This window comes from Dehalococcoidales bacterium, assembly GCA_041652735.1.
In the GTDB taxonomy this organism is placed as follows: domain Bacteria; phylum Chloroflexota; class Dehalococcoidia; order Dehalococcoidales; family RBG-16-60-22; genus RBG-13-51-18.
Window position 1 is genome coordinate 129,224 of the sequence record JBAZGT010000001.1, and the last position, 20,371, is coordinate 149,594.

The window sequence follows — 20,371 nt, forward strand, 5'->3', positions numbered from 1 at the left end:
CCGGTTGTATTAATTGTAATAGTATAACTAGTATATTGTTTACAATGTTGACCATTTTTCCCGGCGGCCCGTATAATAAGAGACACCGGAGAATTTCCCTGAAGGAGTTAAAAAATGGCTGGAGGATACATCGGCAAACTTTTGTTCGTGGACCTTACCACCGGGAATATTAAAGAAGAGACCCCGGCGGATGAGCTATACCGTGATTTCATCGGGGGGTACGGGGTGGGCGCCCGCATACTGTACAGTCGGCAAAAGGGCGGCGTCGACCCGCTGGGACCGGAGAACACGCTGGGCGTGATTACCGGCCCCCTGACCGGCTCCCCTGCCCCGATGGGCTGCCGCTACGCGGTGGTGGGCAAATCACCGCTGACAGGAGGGTGGGGAGACGCCAACTGCGGCTCGGACTTCGGGCCGCACCTGAAATTCGCCGGGTATGACGGCGTTTTCTTTACCGGCATCGCGCCCAAGCCGGTGTATTTGTTTATCGATAACGGCCAGGCCTCGCTGCGGGACGCCGCCCACCTCTGGGGCAAGAGCACCTTCGAGACGGACGATATCCTCAAAGGGGAAATCGGCAATGCGGCCAGAGTTATGTCAATCGGCCCGGCGGGGGAGAAGCTGTCCCTCATCGCGGGCATCATCACCAATAAGGGGTCGGCGGCGGGGCGTTCCGGGCTGGGGGCGGTGATGGGCTCCAAAAAGCTGAAAGCGATAGCGGTGGCCGGTACCGGAAAAGTGCCGCTGGCCGACCCGGCAGCCGTGGAAAAACTGAGGAAAGAATACCTGCCGGCTTTCCAGGGGCACGGCCTGCACATCAACGGCACGGTGGGCCATGCCGATAGCTCCGCGCACAGCGGGGACTCGCCGGTGAAAAACTGGGGCGGGGTGGGAGTCGTCGATATGCCGGACGTGTCCGGCCTGCATATAAACGTTTTTAACGCCAACCTGACCAGCCGGGGCGGCTGCTGGCATTGCCCGGTGGCCTGTCACGGCCGACTCAACCAGGGGCCAGGCGAATATAAGTATCCCGCCGGCACCAAGCGGCCGGAGTACGAGACCGCCGCCGCCTTCGGGGCGATGTGCCTGAACACGGACGCCGAGGCCATCACCATGGCCAACCACATCTGCAACTATTACGGCGTGGACACCATTTCCACGGGCACGACGATAGCGTTCGCGATGGAGTGCTACGAACACGGTATTATCACGAAAAAAGACACGGACGGCATCGAGCTAAAGTGGGGCGACCACCGCGCCATGATTGCCATGACCGAGAAGCTGGCCAGGCGCGAAGGCTTCGGCGATGTGCTGGCGGACGGCGTGAAAAAAGCGGCGGAGAGAATCGGCAAGGGCGCGGCGGACTTTGCCGTACACATCGGCGGGCAGGAGCTGGGGCTGCACGACCCCAAGTTTGATTTTCCCGCCTTTGCCGGCACGCCAACCTCGGCCAAATACGCCGTGGACGCCGCCCCCGGCCGCCATACCGGCGGCTTCGGGCCGACGCACTATTCCTGGCTGGTGATAAACGCCGCCGGCTTGTGCCTGCACATCAACACGGTAGTGAACGGCGCCAAGTTCGCCACCGATTTCCTGGCCGCCGTGACCGGCTGGGACAGGCCGCTGGAGGAGATTTTAAGATGCGGGGCGCGCATCGGCGCGATGCGGCATGTCTTTACCCTGCGGGAGGGGGACAACCCGCTGCTGCGTAAAGTCCATGGCCGCATCACCGGCCGCCCGCCGCAAAAGGAAGGACCGCTGGCCGGCGTTACCACCGACCACGAGGCGCAGGTTTACTGGAACCTGGGCGCGCTGGACTGGGACAGGGTGACGGCCAAACCCAGCCAACAGAAGCTGCTGGAGCTGGGACTGGATGACGTGGCGGCGGAACTCTGGCCGCCCAAACAGAAACCGGGGCGTTAGCCCCGGCTGAGAACAGGTCAATATTAAAGGAAAAGGAAACTTATAGTTTCTCCAGGATATCCGTCATCCTGATGCACAGGGTCTCCGTCAGCCCCACCAGCGTTTTCTGCTGGGGCGCGGAGAGGCAGTCCATCACCTGCCTGGCCCGGGCATCGCCTTTGTTCTGGTTGTTCTTCACGTACGCCAGGCCGGCGGCGGTGACGCAGATATGGGTTACGCGGCGGTCTTTGCTGGAAAAGTCCCGGACGATAAAACCTTCTTTTTCCAGGTTGTCCACAATCTTGGTCACGCTGTGCTTGGAGCGGAACATCATTTCCGCCAGGTGGGTGGGGGTGGAAGAACCGCCGGTGCAGACGAGGTGGTACATCGCCATACCGTGCAGGGGGCTGATATCGTCCTTTTTCATGGTGATTTCACAGTACCGGCTGATAATATCGGAGAATTTCACGCACAGCCAGAAGTTGACCTCCCGGACCTGGGCGGCAACTTCTTCGATTTCTGAGGAAACCGGATTGTTTACAGCTCTGTTTCTTTTCTTCGGCATAGTTTCCCCGACCTTTCCGCAGGTATCTTTTAGTAATACCAGACTGATTTTACCATAAAGTGTTTAGAAATACACCTGCCGTCCGTCAAAATGAACTCAAAGATTGAAAACCAAAGCTCAAAACCATAACCTGAAAGGGAAAACAGTATAACATGGCTACTATTTTCAGTTTACAAGCTTTCCCGTCACTTTTTCAAACGCTTTTCAATAACGCCCAGCTGCCGGAAAAAGGTGAAAGTATCCGCCACGTCCCAGTGCTCGGCGATTTTACCGCCCCGCACGCGGAAGATATCCACCACATCATAGTCCAGCGGCGCGCCGTCCGGCTCCTTCTCCAGCCAGTCCCCGCCGGAATGCGTCCCGGTGGTGCGGCTGAAGGCCATCACGATATCGCCGTCCGCCGCCATTTTCTGCAAAGTATACCTGAAGTCCGGCACCGCCCGGAAAATTACCTCAAAAAACTCGATAAAGCCGGCCTTGCCCTGCGGGCAGTCCTGGTTATGCTGAATATAGTCGTCCCGCATGTACTCGTCCAGCCGGGTAAGGTCGTGACGGATGAACACGTCATCATAGAACCGGGCGACCACTTTCTTGTTTTTACGGGTCTTGTCCGCCATTACAGCCTCCGGTTTTTTAGCTAGGATACGGTGGTGCCGCCGTCGATGGCCAGGCACTGGCCGGTGATGAAAGAGGCGGCGTCCGAGCAAAACCAGACTACCGCTTCCGCCATGTCCTCCGGGTGGGCGACGCGGCGGAGGGGAATCATGTCCACCATATGTTTTTTCACCTCCGGCGTGGTGCCGGTGAGGTACTCGAAAAGCAGCGTGTTGTCCGTGGGGCCGGGCATGATGGTATTGACCCGCACGTTAAAAGCGGCGGCTTCCAGCGCGGCGTTCTTGGTCAGGCCGTTCAGCCCGGCCTTGCTGGCCATGTAAGCGCAGAAGCCCGGCACCGCGTTGAGCGCGCCGATAGACGAAGTGTTGACGATGACGCCGTATTTCTGTTTGAACATCTGCCTCATCTCATATTTCAGGCAGAGAAAGACGCCCTTAAGGTTGATATCCAGGGTGCGGTCCCAGATTTCCTCCGGGCAGTCCACGATGTTCACCACCGGCACGCGCTTGCCGTCCGGCCCGATGCCGGCGTTATTGAAAGCGAAGTCCAGCCGACCGTAAAGGCTGACGGCCTTGTCCACCATGGCCTCCACCTGGGCGGCATTGGAGACATCGCATTTCACGAAAGACGCCTCGCCGCCGGCATCCTTAATCAGCTTTACCGTTGCTTCCGCGCCCTTGATATTGGCGTCCGTCACCACGATAACTTTAGCCCCCTCCCGCGCGAAAATCTGCGCCCCCACCCGGCCGATGCCGGAAGCCGCGCCGGTAACCAGGGCTACCTTGCCGTCAAACTGTTTCTTCACCAAAAGCTCCTTTGCTCCGCCGGCTTTAGCGCCGCCGCATTGATATACATATTATACATTATAAATACATGATTTTCCGGTCCAGCGCAAATTTCCGACATTTTGGTATATAATAACACGAAAGGGTTTTATCCACCCGTATCTTTCAAACGCCGCTATAACGCAGTAAGCAAGGAGGCCGTCAGTGTTACTGGAAAACAGGGTAGCCATTGTGACCGGGGGGACCAAGGGGATGGGCAAAGCGATAGCGCTCAAGTTTGCCGGGGAGGGGTGCGACGTGGTGGTGACCAGCCGCCACCTGGCGGAGGCTCAGCAAACGGCTAAAGAAATAGAGGCGCTGGGGCGGCGGGCCCTGGGGCTGCAGGCGGATATCTCCAAAAGCGCGGAAGTGGATGACATGGTGGCGCAGACCATCAGGAAATTCCAGAAAATAGATATCCTGGTGAACAACGCGGGGGGGATAGACGTAAAGGGCGGGGACACCACGGACGCCACCGAGGCGGACTGGGACCATGTCCTGGACGTTAACCTCAAGGGGACTTTCCTGTGCTGCATGGCAGTTATTCCTTACATGAAAAAGCAGCAGTACGGCAAGATTATCAACCTTTCCTCCATGGGGGCGGTGCATCCGGCGGTATCCGTGCTGCACTACCACGCGGCCAAGGCCGGGGTGCTGGGGCTGACTATCAATCTGGCTTTCGAGCTGGCGCCGCAAAACATCTACTGCAACGCCATCGTGCCGGGGCCCGTCGAGACGCCGTTCTGGGACTCCCTGCAAGAGCCGGGACCGGCCAGGGACGCGTTTTTCGCGGCCTTGTGCAAGAAAGAGGTACCGCTGGGGCGGATGGGCAAACCGGAGGATATAGCCGGGCCGGCCCTGTTCCTGGCGTCCGGCCTGTCCGACTACGTTACCGGGCAGATTATCTACGCAGCCGGCGGCCAGCCCCTGAACTCGCACGCGGCCACTTTCCTTTCCACGCCGCAGTCGTGATAAATACCGCTTAAGACACTAACGGAGGCGATATGAAAAAGGCAAGAGTCGTTAACCAGCGTATCGACGACGAAATATTAATGAAAAAACGCCGGGAGGAGCTGGACAGGTGGCCCACCGGCCGGGAAGTGGACTTCGAGGAGGCAGTGGCTTTCCAGAAAAGCCTGCCGGACAGCAAGGTCTGGTGGAAAGTGATGGTGAAGCTGCGCGAGGAAGGCCGCATGAGCGTTTTCCCCCGCGCCGGCACCCCTATACTGGAAAAAATGATCGAGCTCTGCCAGGGACTGCGGGACTCCGGCGTGGTGCTTATCCCGGTGACCACGGACAGCTATACCCGCCACGGGCAGTATGAAAAAGTCCAGGGCATTTTGGACGAGTGCAACCGCACCGGCCAGGCGCTCCTGAACGGCTACCCCATCATCAACCAGGGGGTGAAAAACACCCGCAAGCTGGTGGAAAGCGTGGACGCGGCTTTCAGTCCGCGGGGCGCGGGCGGGGAAATCGCCATCGCTTCCGGGCTGACCACCCTGGAGGGGGGGCTGGAGTTCATCACCTGGGCCAGCTACTCCAAGAAAATGACCATCCGGGAGCTGGTGGAGAAATGGCAGAACAGCACCCGGCTGGCCGGCTGGTACGCGGACCGGGGGGTGATACTCTGCACGGACCTGCACGGCTGGCTGCCCGGCGCGCCCGTCCCGCTGAGCGTGAACATCGTGTGCCTGATTATCCAGGCGCTGACGGCGGCGGAGCAGGGGCAGAAAGCGGTCTACCCGCTGGTGCACTGCATGGGCAACATGGCGCAGGACATGGCCTGGATAAAGCTGGCCCCGCGGCTGATAAGGGAATACCTGGACAAATTCGGCTACAAAGACTGCATGATAACCGGCTGCTGCCCCGCCCAGACGCCCCTTTTCCCGGTCGCTCAGGACATGGGAGGGGCGTTCGCTTACCTTAACTACATCGCCATGGTGGGGGCGCTTTCCAAGAGCAACGCCACCGATTTGAGAAGCATCGACGAGGGGGCGGGGGTGCCGACCAAAGATACCAACGCCGTGAGCTACCGCTCCGCCAGGTGGATTTTCGACGTCATCCGCGAGCAAAAAATCGATATCAATATCAAGGACGTGGAAACCGAGATGAGGCTGACCGAGATGGAGGTCAAGGCGATATTCTACAAAATCCTGGACCTCGGCGACGGCGACGTGGTGGACGGCACCATCAAAGCGGTGGAGGCCGGCGTGCTGGACTCGCCGTGGTGCCCCAATATCACCGTCAAGGACAAGGTGCTGGGCGTGAGGGACGCGCACGGCGCCTGCCGCTACCTGGAGTTCGGCAACCTGCCCATACCCAAACCCGCCCGGGATTTCCACCGCCAGAAAATAGCGGAACGGGAGAAAATAGAAGGGAAAAAGGCGGACTACCATACCGCGGTACGTGACCTGTGGAGCATGAGCAAGGGGAAAATAGTGGGGCTGCCGCCGTATGACAAGTAATATACGCTTATGTCATCCTGAGCAGAGCGAAGGATCCGGCGGCGGCGGGGCTATAGCCGCCCCACCCCGGGATTCTTCGGTCGTAAACTCCCTCAGCATGACAGCTGGAGAATACTTTAAAGGAGAGCCATGGAAAGAGTACCGACAGTCATCACCGGCACGGTGGGGATGGACGCGCACGTCATCGGCACCAAGGTATTGTCCCGCGCGCTGAAAGACGCCGGCTTCAAGGTAGTGGAGCTGGGCATGCAGGTATCCCCGGAGGAGTTTATCAGCGTGGCGCAGGAGACCAGGGCGGACGCCATCCTGATGACCTCCCTCTACGGCATGGCGGAGCTGGACCTGAAAGACTTTAATGAAAAACGTATGGAGGCGGGGCTGGGGGACGTTCTCCTCTACATCGGCGGGAACCTGGTCATAGGCCGGTACGACCCCAAGGAGGTGGAGCCGCGGTTCAAGAAGCTGGGGTTCGACCGGGTGTACCCGCCGGAGACGGACACGGAAAAGGGCATCGAGGACTTGAAAAACGACCTCAAGGCGAAGGGAAAGATGTAAGGATAATAACCAAACGCCAAGATACCAAGACCAAGCCCCACCCCTTTTCCCCCCTTTTTTATTTGAGTTTTTCTTTGGTGTCTGTATCTTGTATCTTGGTTTTTACCGGGTGCCATGGATAACATTAAGCTGTTAATCGACTTCGGCAGCACCTACACCAAGGTGGCGGCCATAGACCTGGACAAAGTGGCGATAGCGGCCACCGCCCGGGTGCCCTCCACCGTGGACACGGACATCACCCTGGGGCTGGAAAAAGCCCTGGAGGAAATCAGCGCCCAAACCGGCATCGGCGGTCCGGAGAAAAAGAACTCGCTGGCCTGCTCCAGCGCGGCGGGGGGCCTGCGCATGGTCTGCACCGGCTTCGTGCCGGAGCTTACCAGCAAGGCGGCCAGTCACGCGGCCCTGGGGGCGGGGGCTAAAGTCATCGGTTGCTACTCCTACAAGCTGACCAGCCGGGAAATCAGTGAAATTGAAAATACAGCGCCGGACATCCTGCTGCTTTGCGGCGGCACGGACGGCGGCGATGACGCGGTCATCATCCATAACGCCAAAATGCTGGCGCGGACGGGTGAGAAAATCGGTAATATCATCGTGGCGGGGAATAAATCCGCCTACGATGAAATCGATGCCGCTTTCAAAAACAGCCAAAAGCGCGTTATCTATACCAAAAACGTCATGCCGGAAATAGGCGTGCTGGACACCGCGCCGTGCAATAAAGAGATACGGGACATTTTCATCAACAACATCATCCGGGCCAAAGGCATTTCCCGGGCGCGGGACATCGTGGGGGAGGTAATCATGCCCACGCCTTCGGCGGTGCTGGAAGCCGCCAAACTTTTAGCCGAAGGATGCGAAGGCGAGCCCGGCTTCGGCGAGCTGATGGTCGTCGACCCCGGCGGCGCCACCACCGACGTCCACTCCATCGCCGGGGGCAACCCGTCCTCCGGCAGCGTGGCCATGGTCAATACCCTGCCCGAGCCCTACGTGAAACGCACGGTGGAGGGCAACCTCGGGCTGAAGCATAATATCGATAGCTTGAGTGAATTTACCCGCGGCAAAAAGCTGCCGCCGGACTTTACCGCCGCCTGCCGCTCCTTTCATGAAGGCCGGCTGCCGCGTACTCCCGCGGAAATAGCCTGCCATGAGCTTTTGTCCCGGGTGGCGGTGGAGGTAGCGGTAAACCAGCACGCGGGGCGCATCGAGAAAATATACGGGCCAACCGGCGAGATGCTGCTCCAGCACGGCAAAGACCTGACCGGCATCAAGACGGTCATCGGCACCGGGGGGCCGGTTATCTTCGCCGCCGACCCCCGCCGGATTCTGGAAGGCGTTTTGTTCCAGCCGGAAAACCCGCTAATCCTTAAGCCCAAAAACCCGCGCCTTTTACTCGATGCGCAATACATCCTTTACGCGGTGGGGCTTTTGAGCCAGGCGGAGCCGAAAAAGGCGCTGCAACTTGCCAAGAAGTACCTCGAGCAAATATAGTATTGGTGTGTCATCCTGATCGCAGCGAAGGATACCGGGGCGGACGTACTTACCCCACCCCTCCCCGAGATTCCTCAGTCGCTTCGCTCCTTCAGAATGACAGGGTTGACTATTATGGAAAAAATGCTGGGACACCTCCGCGCCCTGGACCTGACCGATGACAAGGGATTTCTCTGCGGGAAAATCCTGGCCGACCTCGGCGTGAACGTGATCAAGGTGGAAAGACCGGGCGGCGACCCTTCCCGCAATATCGGGGGGTTCCGGGGCGGCGCGCCGGACCCGCAGCAAAGCCTGTACTGGTTCGCCTACAACTCCAATAAAAAAGGCGTCACGCTGGACATCGAAAAGTCGCGGGGACGCGAGATTTTTAAAAAGCTGGCCGCCGCCGCCGACTTCATCATAGAGTCGTTCCCGCCGGGCTATCTGGACGGGCTGGGCATCGGCTATGACGCCATCAGCCAAATTTACCCTAAAGTCATCTGGGCGTCCATCACGCCCTTCGGGACGGAAGCGCCCTACCGCGACTTCAAGGGGCCGGACATCGTGGTCATGGGCATGAGCGGCACGCTCTACCAGACCGGCGAAAGCGACGGCCCCCCCGTCCATATCAGCCTGTCCCAGGCCTGTCTCCACGCCGGGGCGGACGCCGCCGCGGGCTGCATGGTGGCTTACCACCACCGGGAAAAGACGGGCGAGGGGCAGCGGGTGGACGTGTCCATGCAGCAGAGCGCCGCCTGGTTCCAGGCCAACGCCATCCCCTCCTACGAGCTTAACGGGACTATTTTAAAGCGCGCCGGGGCTTTCCGGGCGGGGACGAGCAGCCAGGTGGGGCAGCGGCAGGTCTGGCGCTGTAAAGACGGCTACCTGTTTTTCAACGTTATAGGGGGGAGGACGGGGGCCAAGACCTTAAGCGCCCTGGCGGCCTGGATGGACGAGGAAAAGATGGCGACCGATTTCCTGCTGCGCCTGGACTGGGACAGCTTCGACATGTTCACGGTAACGCAGGAAACAATGGACAAGATTGCCAACCCCATCAGCGCTTTCTTTTTAAAGCACACGCGGCAGGAGCTTTTAAAGGGGGCGGTGCCGCGGGGCGTTTCCCTGGGGCCTTTATCCAGCATGCAGGACCTGCTGGAAGACCCCTGCCTTAAAGAGCGCGGCTACTGGACGCAGATAGAGCACCCGGAGCTGGGCGCCAGCCTCACCTACCCCAAAGAGTTCGTGAGGGCGTCAGAGACGGACTGCGCCACGCATTGCCGCGCCCCCCTCACCGGGGAGCATAACGGAGAGGTGTATAAAGAAATAGGGCTTTCCGAAAAAGAACTGGATGAGCTGAAAATTGCTCGGGTTATTTAGTGTCCGGCTGGATATAATTATCAAAGCGGCAGATGCCGCTCACCCTGAGCCTGTCGAAGGGTGAGAAAATAAGCGCCAACCTCATGGTTCGACAAGCTCACCATGAGCGGGTAATAAAAACGGGAACGGAAAGATTAAACATGGAAAAAAGAGCGGGCGTTTTCAGCGGACTGAAAATACTGTCCTACTCCTGGGCGGTGGTAGGCCCGCTGACGATGAAGTTTTTCGCCGACCACGGCGCAACGGTGATACGCATCGAAACCAGCCTGCGCCCCTGCACCATGCGCTCGTCCGCGCCCTATAAAGACAACCGGCCGGGGCTGAACCGGGGCGGCTATTTTACCTATTTCAACGGCAATATTTTGAGTTTTACCCTTAACATGAACCACCCCAAAGCGGCGGAAATCTCCAAAAAGCTGGTGGGGTGGTGCGATGTCTTCATGGAAAACTACACCCCCGGCGTCATCGAAAAATGGGGGCTGGACTACGAAAACCTGAAAAAGATAAAACCGGACGTCATCATGCTGCGGCAGAGCGGCTACGGCTCCACGGGGCTTTATAAAAACCTGCCGGCCTTCGGGATGGTGCTGGTGCCCATCGCCGGGCTGCCCAACTTTATCGGCTGGCCGGGCAAAGAGCCGCTGCCGGTGGGCGTAAGCGCCTACACGGACTGCATCAGCCCCCGCTATGCCGCCGCCGCCCTGATTGCCGCCCTGGACTACCGAAAAAGGACGGGCAAAGGGCAGCTCCTGGACATATCACAATTCGAGTCGGCCATATCCTTCATCCTGCCCGGCGTGCTGGAATACAGCGCCAACGGCCGGGAGCCGGAAAGAATCGGCAACGCTTCCCCCTGTGCCGCCCCCCACGGGGTCTATCCCTGTAAAGGCAGCGACCGCTGGTGTACCATCGCCGTGACTACCGACGAGGAATGGGCGAATTTCTGTAGTGAAATCGGGCAGCCCGGACTGGTGAGCGACCCCTGGTTCGATACCCTGGAAAACAGGAAGGAGAACGAGGACGCGCTTAATAAAATAGTCGGCGACTGGACGGTTAATCTTACCCCGGAAGAGGTCATGTCCCGGCTGCAGTCGGCGGGGGTGGCGGCGGGGGTGGTGGCAAACGCCGCCGATGTTTACCGCGACCCCCAGCTGCGGCAGCGCAATATCTACTGGCCGATGCAGCACGCCGAGATGGGGGAGTTCACCCACCTGGGGCAGAGCTTCCAGCTTTCCAAGACGCCGGCCAAAGCGTACTCGCCGGCGCCCTTACTGGGCGAGCACACGGAGCAAATCTGCACGGAGATGCTGGGCATGACGGACGAAGAGTTCGTCGGCCTGATGCAGGAGGGTTTATTTGAATAGAGGATATGGCATCCCCGCTCATCCAGAGCTTGTCGAAGGAGAGCGGGAATCCCGCGGGGGTGGGGGGGCTTGCTGCTTGACACTTGATACTTAAATAATGTCATCCTGAGCGTAGCGAAGGATACCGGGGCGGGGAGGTTTTCCCCCACCCCACCGAGATTCTTCAGTCGCTTCGCTCCTTCAGAATGACAAATATATTGGAGGCGCAAAATGCTTAAGTTTGAAAAGGCCGGGGAATTTAAGGACGTTATTTACGAGCGCAGCGGCTACGTGGCGCGCATTACCCTGAACGACCCCGATACCATGAACACCGGCGTCAAGGACTTCTGGAAGGCGCTGGACGTGGTGGAGGAGGCAGACGACATCAAGGTGCTGGTTATCAAGGGGGCGGGAAGGGCTTTAGCCGCCGGCGCCCCCCTGCACGAGGTGGGGTTCGTTTACGGGTGGAAAAACCCCAAGCCCGGCGAGAAAGCGCCCAAGACCCCCATCCGCCACCGCATCAAGTTCGACAGGAAGCTCTTTTACGAATGCGCCCAGAAGCTGCTCAATTTCCCCAAGATAACGGTGGTGCAGGCCCACGGCTTCCTGCTGGGCGCGTCCATGGACATGTACATGCTCTGCGACTTCATCGTGGGGGCGGAGGACTGCAAGTTCGGCGAGATAGAAGTGCGGCTGGGCATTCCCCAGATGACCATTACCCCCATGATGATACTGCGCGTCGGCCTGACCAACGCCCTGGATATGTGCCTGACCGGGCGCATGATGGACGGCAAGGAAGCCGCCCGCATCGGGCTCATCAACCGGGCGGTGCCGCCGGACAAGCTGGAGGAAGAGGTCAACCGCTACGCCGAAGGCTTCAGCAAATTCCCCTTCGACGGTATCGCGCTGGGCAAGACCTCCAAGCAGATGGTCTATGACATGATGGGCATCACCAGCGGCCTGTCCAATCACTTCCTGGCGCATACCATGGGCACCAACATCCACTTCGAGGAGGACGAGTTCAACTTCTTCAAAGCGCGGCGGGACATGGGCGTGCGGGACGCGATACACGCGCGGAATAAACTGTACGAGCAGCTGGATAAATAATGGAATTAACGGTACACCGTTTACCGCTGGGGAAAAGGGGCGGGGTCTGTTAACCGTCGACTGTAAACTTATTGCTATTTGATTTCTCCTAAAAAGGAGGCATATATGGCTTACCCGCTGGAAGGCATCAAGGTACTGGACTTCAGCATCGCCGTGGCGGCGCCGTTCGGCGGGACGATGCTGGCGGACATGGGCGCGGAGGTCATCAAGGTGGAAAGGGTGCAGGGGGAAGCCACGCGGCTGGGACTGCCCGCCGGCATCGACGATATGCTGGACACCAGCGAGGCGGGGAAAACGCCGGATAAAGCGGACTGGATGGCGTTCAACCGCGGCAAGAAAGACCTGGCCGTGGATATAAGGTCGGAACAGGGTCGGGAAATCGTCCTGAAGCTGGCCAAAGAAGCGGACGTCATCCTCCAGAGCTTCCGCCCCGGGGTGGCGGACAGGCTGGGCATCGGCTACGAGGCCATAGCCAAAATCAATCCCAAAATCATTTACTGCTCCTTCTCCGGCTACGGGGAAACGGGGCCGGTGGCCCACCGCGCCGGCGGGGATATGTGGAGCCAGGCGATGTCCGGGCTGGTCAGCGTCCTGGGCTTCCGGGGAGGGGCGCCGCAAATGCTGCCCGTGCCCGCCTGCGACCACCTGGGCGGGGTACTGGTGGCTTACGCGGTGATGACCGCTTTATTCGTCCGGGAGCGGACGGGCGCCGGGCAATCGCTTACGGTAAATAACCTGGACGCGGCCATGTATCTCCAGTTCTCCGGCTTCGCCAAATACCTGACCGACGGCGATATGCCTTACAAGCTGGGCAGGAGCTATGAAGCCCCGCCCTTCGGGCCCTTCCGCGCCAAAGACGGGGACGTTTTAACCATATTCGGCAACGGGCCGATGTGGCCCTCTTTCTGCAAGGTGGTGGGGGTGGAGCAGCTGGCCGACGACCCCCGTTACAATACCGATGCAGCGCGGCGGGAAAACCGCGAGGAAATAGGCCGGCTGCTGGATGAGGCGTTCAGCCGGAAGACCCGCGCCGAATGGGCGCAGATATTCCGGGACGCCAGGATGCGCTGCGACCCCTGCCTGACTTATGAAGAGATTTGCGCCCATCCCCAGGTGGCCGCCAACGATATGATTTATACCACCAAACACCCCACCCGCGGCGAGATTAAAATGCTGGGGCTGCCGGTAAAGCTCCAGCAGACCCCCGGTAAGCCGCAGGGGCCTTCCCCGCTGCTGGGAGAGCACACGGCAGAAATCCTGCTCAGGCTGGGTTATGGACCCAACGACATCGCCGGTATGGAAGCGCAGGGCATCATCAAGACCGTAAAAAAGAAGTAGTTACTCCCTGGTGACGGTCATCAGCAGGTAATAGTCCCCGTGGGCGATGGTCTGGCCGGCCACCGGGTAAGGCTCCAGCGTATAGCTGGCCGTAAATCCGTGCGCCAGGGACTGGTCGGTCACGCCGCTGCCCGTTATCGTAAAGATAATGATATTTTTATCCCCGGCATAGTCGATTATCCCCCGGCACTTGGCTACCCCCTCCCAGACGCAGGTATTGCCGGTAGCGCAGCGGCTGTCCCCGTTCACTTCTTCAAAGGTAATTTTCAGGTCCGTCCCTTTGATGGCGATGGTCTGGCCGATGGGCAAAGTGAACTGCTCGCCCAGGGAAGCGGAAAGCCCGCCGGGGCCGCAGGATGCCGCCGCCAGCGGTATCACGGAGATAACCAAAATACCCAATAAGGCAAAAACCTTTTTCATCGTCTTTAGCCCTCCCAGGCTACATGCTATCATGCCCGGCAACCGGTACTTATGCCTTTTGTCACATTCTTCAGGACTTTTCCGGTTTTTCCAATACGATACGGGCGTCCACCGCCATGGCGGAGTCCTTATAGGCGAATACCGGGTTAAGGTCGATTTCCTTGATTTCCGGCGTTTTGTCCACCAGTTCGGAGACTTTCAGCAAAACGTCCACCAGCGACGGTATATGCGCCGGCTCCTGCCCGCGGTAGCCGTTCAGCAGCGCGTAACCCCTGATTTCTTTTATCATCTCTTCAGCGTCATACCGGGAGACGGGAATCAGCCGGAAGGCGACGTCTTTCAGGACCTCCACGAAGATGCCGCCCAGCCCGAACATGATAACCGGCCCGAACTGCGCGTCCCGGGACATGCCGATAATGATTTCAATGCCCGGCCGCGCCATGCTCTGCACGGACACGCCCTCTATTTTAGCTTTAGGGTATTTGGCGCGGACGGAAGCCATGATATCCCGGTAGGCCTGGCGGACATCCGCCGCGCTTTTAAGTCCTGTTTTCACGCCGCCGGCATCGCTTTTATGGGTGATTTCCGGCGATGCTATCTTCAAAACCACCGGAAAGCCTATTTCCGCGGAGACGGCCGCCGCCTCTTTTTGCGACGCCGCCAGCCTGGTGGCCACGGTTTTAATGCCGGCCGCCTGCATGATTTGCTTGGCTTCTATCTCCGTCAGGATATCCCGGCCCTGCTTTTGCAGGTCTTTTATCATACTGTTTATTTTGTTCATGTTTACCCCCGGTTATTTACCACGGCGGCGTTTTTCACGCGCCGCCGCACCCCCCATATCCCGCCGGCTGCCTCTTGAGCAGGTATTAACGGGGAATACATTAGCATTATAACTGCGGGCGGGGCGGGATATCAAAAAAGGGGGTAGGGCATCAGCCCCGGTGAAACACCCATGCCCGGCCGCTTTGCGTAAAAAAGGGCAAGGTCAAAAAGACGTTAACACATTACTAAAATATTTTGGCGGGTCATGCCGTCACTGCGTACCTCAGGCTGATAAAGCCCTTGTTTTGGTAAAACAGTTGTGCTATTATCGGGGGTGAGGCGAGAGATGACAACGGAGAAAGTTAAAGCACTGGAATTGGCTATCGGCCAGATAGAAAAGCGGTTCGGCAAAGGCTCCATCATGAAACTGGGGGAGTCCTCCGGCCTGCCGCCGATTGAAGCCATTCCCACCGGCTCGCTGGCTTTAGACCTTGCCCTCGGTATTGGAGGGATACCGAGAGGACGTATCACGGAGATATTCGGACCCGAATCATCGGGAAAAACTACCCTGGCGCAGCATATCATTGCCGAAGCACAAAAAACAGGTGGAACGGTTGCCTATATAGATGCGGAACACGCCCTTGACCCGACCTACGCCGCCAACTGCGGCGTCAAAGTGGATGAGTTGCTTATTTCACAACCGGACACCGGCGAACAAGCCCTGGAAATCACGGAAGCGCTGGTAAGGAGCAGCGCCGTCGACGCCATCATCATCGATAGCGTGGCGGCTCTGGTACCCCGGGCGGAAATCGAAGGGGACATGGGTGACCCGCAGATGGGCTTACAGGCCCGTCTCATGTCGCAGGCCCTGCGCAAACTGGCGGGGGCCATCGGAAAATCAGGCACGGCGGTTATTTTCATCAACCAGCTCAGAGAGAAAGTTGGTATCGTCTTCGGTAATCCGGAGGTGACGACCGGAGGCCGGGCGCTCAAGTTCTACAGCTCGATAAGAATAGAGCTCCGCCGCGCCGAGACCATCAAACAGGGCAATGAAGCAATCGGCAGTCATGTTAAAGCCAAGGTAGTAAAGAATAAAGTTGCGCCTCCTTTCCGCAGCGCCGAGTTCGACATCATGTTCGACCACGGCATCAGCAAAGAGGGCAACATCCTTGATATAGGTATAGAATACGGTCTCATCAACAAAGCCGGCGCCTTTTTCTCTTACGGGGACACCCGCCTCGGACAGGGCAGGGAGAGTGCCAAGCAGTATTTGCGGCAAAATCCCGAGCTCAAAAAGGAAATTGAAGACAAAATCAGAGCTTCAGCCGGCGCTGCCCATTCCGCATCTGCGGAAGAAGATTAAAGCCATTCGGCTGGATAAGCCAACCGATAGCACGGAAAGATAAGGCTGAGGCAGACGCTTCAGCCTTTTGTGTTTTTAGATAGAGAAATTAACCGATGAGCAAGATAACCGGACTTAAACCGGGCAAGACCCGTGAAAAGCGCATCAACGTTATCCTGGACGGAAAACCGGCCATTGCCCTGCTGGCGGAAACAGTCCTGAAAGCGGGCTTACAGGTGGGGCAAGAGCTTACGGAGAGCAGTCTGGAAGCTCTGGCCGGGCTGGACCGTTGCCAGCGCTGCCGCAACGCCGCCGTCCGTTTCCTGGCCTACCGCCCGCGCTCCGAGGCGGAAATCAGGCAGCGTTTACTGCGCCGCGGCTTCCCCGATGCTGAAATTGAAAAAACCGTTGCCCGGCTTAAAGAGCAGGGACTTATTGACGATATTGCCTTTGCGCATTTCTGGAGAGACAACCGGCAGGAGTTCAGCCCGCGCAGCCGGCGCCTGACGGAGCTGGAGCTGAAGCGCAAAGGGCTTTCTACGGAAGCCATCGAACAGGCCGTCAGTCACATCGACGACCATGAAAGCGCCTACCAGGCGGCATTAGCCAGGGCGCGCCGCCTTTCTACAGAGGACTACCGGGACTTCCGCCAGCGCCTGGGGGGATTTTTAGGGCGGCGGGGATTCAGCTACGGCGTAATCGATGAAACAACGAAGCGACTCTGGCGGGAGCGCCATCAAATACCGGAAGACAACCGCAGCCTGAAAGCGGTTACATAAATATAAAATCTACAAACTTTAAATAAGGAGGAGTGCAGTGGATGCAGGTTTAGTATACCTTGCAATTGGTTTTGCCTTCATCATAGGTATCATACTAGGCATCGGGGGATTTTTCCTGTTCCGCCGTGTGTTCATCAACCGCCAGATACGGCAAGCGGAAAGAAAAGCGGTCAAGATGGTCTCCGAAGCCAGAGATGAAGCCAAGGAGCTATTACAGCAGGCGCAGGAGGAATCCAAACGCACCAAGACTTCCGCCGAGAACGAGTACCGCGAGCGGCGGACCGAGGTGCAGCGGCAGGAAAACCGCTTGAACCAGAAATCAGAAACACTGGACCGCAAGCTGGAAAGCGTGGAGCAGCGCGACCGCAACCTGATTAACAAGGAAAAAGAAATAGACGCCGTCCGCGCCCAGGTGGTGGAGCTCAAGGACAAGCAATTGAAGCAGATGGAGATTGTCTCCGGCATGTCCAGCGCGGAAGCCCGGCAGACTTTGCTGGACGCCATGGAAGTGGAGATGCAGCAGGAAGCCTCAAGGCGGCTGCACCAGTGGGAAAACAAGCTCAAGGAAGAGTCCGCGGTAAAAGCCCAGGAAATACTGGCGCTGGCCATACAGCGCAGCGCCTCGGAAATAGTGGCGGAGACCACGGTATCCGTCGTACCTATTCCCAACGACGAGATGAAGGGGAGGCTTATCGGGCGGGAGGGGCGCAATATCCGGGCGCTGGAACAGGCCACCGGGGTCGACCTCATCATCGACGATACGCCGGAAGCGGTAACGATATCCAGCTTCGACCCCGTCCGCCGGGAAATAGCCCGCGTGGCTTTGAACCGGCTGGTGCTGGACGGGCGCATCCACCCGGCCCGCATCGAGGAAATGGCCGCCCGCGCCAAAACGGAAGTGGAAGAGGAAATCCAAAAAGCCGGGGAGCAGGCGGCGCAGCAGCTCGGCGTGCAGCTGCATCCGGAGCTGATAAAACTTTTGGGCCGGCTCAAGTTCCGTACCAGCTACGGCCAGAACGCCCTGGATCACAGCACCGAGGTGGCCTACATGGCCGGCATGATCGCCTCGGAAATCGGCGCTAACGTCAACACCGCCAAGAAGGTCGGGCTTTTGCATGATATCGGCAAGGCGGTTGACCGCGAGGTTGAAGGCACTCACGCCGCTATCGGCGCCGACCTCGTCAAGCAATGGGATAAAAATATTGATGTCTATAAAGGCGTCTCCGAGCACCACATGGAGACCAGCGATACCAGCATCTGGGGCTATATCGCCTCGGCGGCTGACGCTATCAGCAGCGCCCGTCCCGGCGCCCGCCGCGAGTCCATGGAAAACTACCTCAAGCGGCTCAAGGCGCTGGAGGACATCGCTGACAGCTTCAAGGGCGTGGAGAAGTCCTACGCCATCCAGGCCGGGCGCGAGGTGCGCATCCTGGTGAAGCCGGAAACTATCGATGATCTGGGCGCCATGAGGCTGGCGCGGGACATCGTGAAAAAGATAGAAGAGACCCTGGACTATCCGGGTCAGATAAAGGTCACCGTGCTGCGGGAGACCCGCGCCGTGGACTACGCCAAATAGAAAAGCATATGTCATTGCGAGGAGTGCAGCGACGAAGCAATCTCATTGAGTTGTCATTCTGAGCGCAGCGAAGAATCCCGGGGAGGAGGGAAAATAAGTAACCCTCGCCCTCCGGCCCGCAATGGCAGTAGAATCTTGTCATTCCAGCGAAAGTAGTATACCCCGTATGCCAATCGGGGCTGGAATCCAGGCGGCGGGGGTGGGGATAAACAAAAATAATATGAACATACTGGCTATCGGAGACATCGTAGGGCGGCCGGGGCGGCAGGTGGTACATCACTACCTGCGCGGCCTGCGCAAGCAATATAAAATCGACTTTATCATGGCCAACGGCGAGAATACCGCCGGCGGCTTCGGGCTGACCTCCAGCACGGCGCGGGAGCTGCTGGACGACGGCATTAATATCCTGACCTCCGGCAACCATATCTTCGCCCAGAAAGAGATAATCCCCTTCCTGGACACGGATATGCCCGTCATCAGGCCGCTGAACTATCCCGAAGGCGTGCCGGGGCGGGGCTACCGCGTCATGGGCAAGGTGCTGGTAATCAACCTGATAGGCCGGGTCTTCATGAATGCCTACGATTGCCCCTTCCGCACCATGGACCGGCTGCTGGCGGAGCTTAAGGACAGGCCCCCCGTTATCATCATCGATTTTCACGCGGAAGCCACCTCGGAAAAGGTGGCCCTGGGGCGCTATCTGGACGGGCGGGTAAGCGCCGTGCTGGGCACGCACACTCACGTGGGTACCACCGATATGCGGATTTTAAAGGGCGGCACCGCCTACGTTACCGATATCGGCATGACCGGCCCGACCGATTCAGTCATCGGGGACGACGCCGATGCTGTCCTCCAGCGTTTCCTCACCCAGATGCCGTACCACCTTTCCGTGGGCAAGGGCAAACCGGAGCTGAACGCCGTTATCGTGGAAATCGACGAAAGCAGCGGCAAGGCCACCGGCATCGAACGCATCCGCCGGGAGATGGACGAAACATGAGCCTGGTTGACCTCCATATCCACTCCACCGCCTCCGACGGCAAATTAGCGCCGGAAGCTATCGTGAGCAAGGCGGCGGCGCTGGGGCTGAAGGTCATTTCCCTCACCGACCATGATTCCATCGCCGGTATAGCCCCGGCTTTAGAAGCGCTAAAAAAATATCCCGGCCTGACCCTCATCCCCGGCGTGGAAATCAGCACCGATTTGCCCGACGGCGAGGCGCATATCCTGGGCTATTTCATTGACTACACCGACCCCGTTTTTGAGCAAGAGCTGCTGAAATTCCGCGAATCGCGGACGGGGCGGGGACGCAAAATGGTGGAAAAGCTGGCTGCTTTAGGCATCGATATCGACTGGAGCCGGGTGCAGGAAATAGCCGGGGACGGCGCTATCGGCCGGCCGCACGTAGCGCGGGCGATGCTGGAAAAGGGATACATAGCCACCTTCGAGGAAGCTTTCGATAAGTACATCGGCCACGGCGCTCCGGCCTACGTGGAGCGGGAAAAGATGACGCCGCAGGAAGCGGTAGCTCTAATCGTACGCTCCAGGGGCCTGCCGGTGCTGGCGCACCCCTTCACCGTCAAAGACCCGGAGGCGATGGTGCGGCAGCTAAAGCCGGCCGGGCTGGTAGGTATAGAAGTCTATTATAAGGACAACACCCCGGAACGGACGGTAAACACCCGGCAGCTGGCGGAAAAGTACGGGCTGATAGCCACCGGCGGCACGGACTACCACGGCCTGGAAAACGCCGGAGAGGTGATGATGGGCGGGGTGAAAGTGCCTATGGCCGCCGCGGAGGCACTGATGAAGATGGCGGGGCGTTAACTATAATCCTCCGCTTGCGATTCTCCTGCCGGGCTGTTTTTCCCTCCGGTAAACCCATTGAAGCTATAGAATCACCCTTCGACAAGTCCCGATTCCTGCGTCATATCCCGATTCCCTAT

19 protein-coding genes are annotated in these 20,371 nt (G+C 58.7%); 14 read left to right on the forward strand and 5 right to left on the reverse strand.

Features of this window, described 5'->3' with window-relative positions; genetic code table 11:
- Positions 1-114 precede the first annotated feature (114 nt).
- On the forward strand, positions 115-1,923 hold the full coding sequence (locus tag WC370_00620) for an aldehyde ferredoxin oxidoreductase family protein (GenBank protein ID MFA5307973.1): 1,809 nt from the start codon (positions 115-117) through the stop codon (positions 1,921-1,923).
- Positions 1,924-1,963: 40 nt separating this feature from the next.
- Here the strand turns inward: WC370_00620 and WC370_00625 are convergent, their stop codons facing one another.
- The 3 genes from WC370_00625 to WC370_00635 form a co-directional block, all read right to left on the reverse strand.
- Positions 1,964-2,467 carry a MarR family transcriptional regulator gene (locus tag WC370_00625; GenBank protein MFA5307974.1) on the reverse strand — a complete coding sequence of 168 codons (504 nt, stop codon included), beginning with the start codon at positions 2,465-2,467 and terminating at the stop codon, positions 1,964-1,966.
- A gap of 185 nt (positions 2,468-2,652) precedes the next feature.
- Entirely contained in the window at positions 2,653-3,084 is a 432-nt protein-coding gene (locus WC370_00630; GenBank protein MFA5307975.1) for an ester cyclase, read from the reverse strand.
- A gap of 20 nt (positions 3,085-3,104) precedes the next feature.
- Positions 3,105-3,887 carry a glucose 1-dehydrogenase gene (locus WC370_00635; protein MFA5307976.1) on the reverse strand — a complete coding sequence of 261 codons (783 nt, stop codon included), beginning with the start codon at positions 3,885-3,887 and terminating at the stop codon, positions 3,105-3,107.
- A 184-nt stretch (positions 3,888-4,071) separates the two neighbouring features.
- Here WC370_00635 and WC370_00640 point away from each other — a divergent pair, with 184 nt between their 5' ends.
- The 8 genes from WC370_00640 to WC370_00675 all read left to right on the forward strand — a co-directional run bounded on the left by WC370_00640 (position 4,072) and on the right by WC370_00675 (position 13,555).
- Entirely contained in the window at positions 4,072-4,878 is an 807-nt protein-coding gene (locus tag WC370_00640; GenBank protein MFA5307977.1) for an SDR family NAD(P)-dependent oxidoreductase, read from the forward strand.
- A 32-nt stretch (positions 4,879-4,910) separates the two neighbouring features.
- Complete coding sequence (locus WC370_00645) at positions 4,911-6,371, forward strand: hypothetical protein (protein ID MFA5307978.1); 1,461 nt, start codon at positions 4,911-4,913, stop codon at positions 6,369-6,371.
- 129 nt (positions 6,372-6,500) lie between these two features.
- Positions 6,501-6,926, forward strand: coding sequence for a methylaspartate mutase subunit S (gene glmS, locus WC370_00650; GenBank protein ID MFA5307979.1), 426 nt, complete (start codon positions 6,501-6,503; stop codon positions 6,924-6,926).
- 114 nt (positions 6,927-7,040) lie between these two features.
- Positions 7,041-8,411 carry a methylaspartate mutase accessory protein GlmL gene (gene glmL / locus WC370_00655; protein MFA5307980.1) on the forward strand — a complete coding sequence of 457 codons (1,371 nt, stop codon included), beginning with the start codon at positions 7,041-7,043 and terminating at the stop codon, positions 8,409-8,411.
- A 114-nt stretch (positions 8,412-8,525) separates the two neighbouring features.
- A complete protein-coding gene (locus WC370_00660; protein MFA5307981.1) occupies positions 8,526-9,767 on the forward strand; it encodes a CaiB/BaiF CoA-transferase family protein in 1,242 nt (413 codons plus the stop codon).
- 140 nt (positions 9,768-9,907) lie between these two features.
- Positions 9,908-11,131, forward strand: a complete 1,224-nt coding sequence (locus WC370_00665) for a CoA transferase (GenBank protein MFA5307982.1) — start codon at positions 9,908-9,910, stop codon at positions 11,129-11,131.
- Positions 11,132-11,341: 210 nt separating this feature from the next.
- Positions 11,342-12,217, forward strand: coding sequence for an enoyl-CoA hydratase/isomerase family protein (locus WC370_00670; protein ID MFA5307983.1), 876 nt, complete (start codon positions 11,342-11,344; stop codon positions 12,215-12,217).
- Between the two features lie 105 nt (positions 12,218-12,322).
- Positions 12,323-13,555, forward strand: coding sequence for a CoA transferase (locus WC370_00675; protein MFA5307984.1), 1,233 nt, complete (start codon positions 12,323-12,325; stop codon positions 13,553-13,555).
- On the opposite strand, the gene WC370_00680 is transcribed toward WC370_00675, so the two are convergent.
- Together WC370_00680 and WC370_00685 are read right to left on the reverse strand one after the other, a co-directional pair.
- A complete protein-coding gene (locus WC370_00680; protein MFA5307985.1) occupies positions 13,556-13,975 on the reverse strand; it encodes a hypothetical protein in 420 nt (139 codons plus the stop codon). It abuts the gene before it with no gap.
- Between the two features lie 70 nt (positions 13,976-14,045).
- Positions 14,046-14,756 (reverse strand): acetate--CoA ligase family protein, encoded by a 711-nt coding sequence (locus tag WC370_00685; GenBank protein ID MFA5307986.1) that lies wholly within the window; start codon positions 14,754-14,756, stop codon positions 14,046-14,048.
- A gap of 327 nt (positions 14,757-15,083) precedes the next feature.
- Between WC370_00685 and recA the strand changes: the two genes are divergently transcribed.
- From recA to WC370_00710, 5 genes are all read left to right on the forward strand, one after another.
- Positions 15,084-16,100, forward strand: a complete 1,017-nt coding sequence (gene recA / locus WC370_00690) for a recombinase RecA (GenBank protein MFA5307987.1) — start codon at positions 15,084-15,086, stop codon at positions 16,098-16,100.
- A gap of 95 nt (positions 16,101-16,195) precedes the next feature.
- A complete protein-coding gene (locus WC370_00695) occupies positions 16,196-16,858 on the forward strand; it encodes a regulatory protein RecX (GenBank protein MFA5307988.1) in 663 nt (220 codons plus the stop codon).
- Positions 16,859-16,895: 37 nt separating this feature from the next.
- A complete protein-coding gene (rny, locus tag WC370_00700) occupies positions 16,896-18,434 on the forward strand; it encodes a ribonuclease Y (GenBank protein ID MFA5307989.1) in 1,539 nt (512 codons plus the stop codon).
- 166 nt (positions 18,435-18,600) lie between these two features.
- On the forward strand, positions 18,601-19,428 hold the full coding sequence (locus WC370_00705) for a TIGR00282 family metallophosphoesterase (protein ID MFA5307990.1): 828 nt from the start codon (positions 18,601-18,603) through the stop codon (positions 19,426-19,428).
- Complete coding sequence (locus WC370_00710; protein ID MFA5307991.1) at positions 19,425-20,252, forward strand: PHP domain-containing protein; 828 nt, start codon at positions 19,425-19,427, stop codon at positions 20,250-20,252. Before WC370_00705 ends, WC370_00710 begins: the two co-directional genes overlap by 4 nt.
- The last annotated feature ends 119 nt before the right edge of the window (positions 20,253-20,371 follow it).

Coding starts and splice junctions, on each gene's coding strand:
- WC370_00620 (MFA5307973.1), top strand. CDS start 115: ATGGCTGGAGGATACATCGGCAAACTTTTGTTCGTGGACCTTACCACC.
- WC370_00625 (MFA5307974.1), bottom strand. CDS start 2,467: ATGCCGAAGAAAAGAAACAGAGCTGTAAACAATCCGGTTTCCTCAGAA.
- WC370_00630 (MFA5307975.1), bottom strand. CDS start 3,084: ATGGCGGACAAGACCCGTAAAAACAAGAAAGTGGTCGCCCGGTTCTAT.
- WC370_00645 (MFA5307978.1), top strand. CDS start 4,911: ATGAAAAAGGCAAGAGTCGTTAACCAGCGTATCGACGACGAAATATTA.
- glmS (MFA5307979.1), top strand. CDS start 6,501: ATGGAAAGAGTACCGACAGTCATCACCGGCACGGTGGGGATGGACGCG.
- glmL (MFA5307980.1), top strand. CDS start 7,041: ATGGATAACATTAAGCTGTTAATCGACTTCGGCAGCACCTACACCAAG.
- WC370_00660 (MFA5307981.1), top strand. CDS start 8,526: ATGGAAAAAATGCTGGGACACCTCCGCGCCCTGGACCTGACCGATGAC.
- WC370_00665 (MFA5307982.1), top strand. CDS start 9,908: ATGGAAAAAAGAGCGGGCGTTTTCAGCGGACTGAAAATACTGTCCTAC.
- WC370_00670 (MFA5307983.1), top strand. CDS start 11,342: ATGCTTAAGTTTGAAAAGGCCGGGGAATTTAAGGACGTTATTTACGAG.
- WC370_00675 (MFA5307984.1), top strand. CDS start 12,323: ATGGCTTACCCGCTGGAAGGCATCAAGGTACTGGACTTCAGCATCGCC.
- WC370_00680 (MFA5307985.1), bottom strand. CDS start 13,975: ATGAAAAAGGTTTTTGCCTTATTGGGTATTTTGGTTATCTCCGTGATA.
- WC370_00685 (MFA5307986.1), bottom strand. CDS start 14,756: ATGAACAAAATAAACAGTATGATAAAAGACCTGCAAAAGCAGGGCCGG.
- recA (MFA5307987.1), top strand. CDS start 15,084: ATGACAACGGAGAAAGTTAAAGCACTGGAATTGGCTATCGGCCAGATA.
- WC370_00695 (MFA5307988.1), top strand. CDS start 16,196: ATGAGCAAGATAACCGGACTTAAACCGGGCAAGACCCGTGAAAAGCGC.
- WC370_00705 (MFA5307990.1), top strand. CDS start 18,601: ATGCCAATCGGGGCTGGAATCCAGGCGGCGGGGGTGGGGATAAACAAA.
- WC370_00710 (MFA5307991.1), top strand. CDS start 19,425: ATGAGCCTGGTTGACCTCCATATCCACTCCACCGCCTCCGACGGCAAA.